Here is an 860-nt window from a genome sequence, read left to right as displayed (position 1 = left end):
ATCTAGAAGATCGCCGAATTCGGACGTCGCCTCGTCCACCCACTTGCCCGCCGGGCCTTTGGCGTTGCTTCTCAACCGCACATGCATGGAGCGGCCGCGCGTGTTTCTCACATCACCGACGATCCAGTGATTGCCCGAACGATGGCCGTTAGAGAGATATTCGCGGCACACCGCCTCGGCGTGATCGCCGAGACGGCGTGCCAGCTCGAAGGCCGAGCCGGTCATGATCGCCTCCTCTCAAGCCGCGGCCGTGCGGTCGGTGACGCCGACCAGCCGGTGGCGATCGAGAAGCGATGCGAGCATCGCGGAGCCTTGCTCGGCCGTCGGGATGAACAGCCTGAGCTTCCAGGAGATGATCTCCGCGATCAGGCCCAATGCCTTCAGGCGCGGCACCATGGCGTCGGTGAAGCCGATGAGCTCGACGCGGTAGTCGTTCATGACGCGGCTGCGGCGCAGGACCAGGCCATCGGCAAGCTGCAGGCCGATCCGTCCCTCCACCAGTCCGGTCCAGGCCTCCTCCGGCGCCAGTGTCGGGACATTGTCGATGCCGAGCTTGCGCAACATGGTCGCGACCAGCGTCGGCGCGATGTGACGGCCGATGATGCGTTCTCCGGCATCGGTCTGGATCCGGTAGACCTGGCAATCATGGTCCGGCAGCCGCCGCCAGATCGGCAGCAACAGGCCGGTGACGATGTGGAAGGTGCTGGTCGTGAGTTCCGGAACGGCGGCGACTTCTGCCTGCCACAGCTCGCAGAACAGCCTTCGGTCGGCGGGCAGCCAATGAGTTTCGGCAAGGGCATCGAGACCGAAGCGCAGCTCGTCGGTCGGCCGCAACAGGCGCACCCGGTGCTCTATCGTCC

At 65.6% G+C, this 860-nt stretch carries 2 pseudogenes; both read right to left on the bottom strand.

The window, feature by feature from the left end:
- Positions 1 to 225 (bottom strand): annotated as a pseudogene (locus tag EN742_RS36325) (DNA primase); the annotation flags it as partial.
- A 12-nt stretch (positions 226 to 237) separates the two neighbouring features.
- Positions 238 to 860 (bottom strand): annotated as a pseudogene (locus EN742_RS36320) (methylase); the annotation flags it as partial.

This window comes from Mesorhizobium sp. M4A.F.Ca.ET.020.02.1.1 (genome assembly GCF_004022645.1).
GTDB lineage: Bacteria > Pseudomonadota > Alphaproteobacteria > Rhizobiales > Rhizobiaceae > Mesorhizobium.
This window is presented reverse-complemented; position numbering and strand designations above follow the sequence as displayed.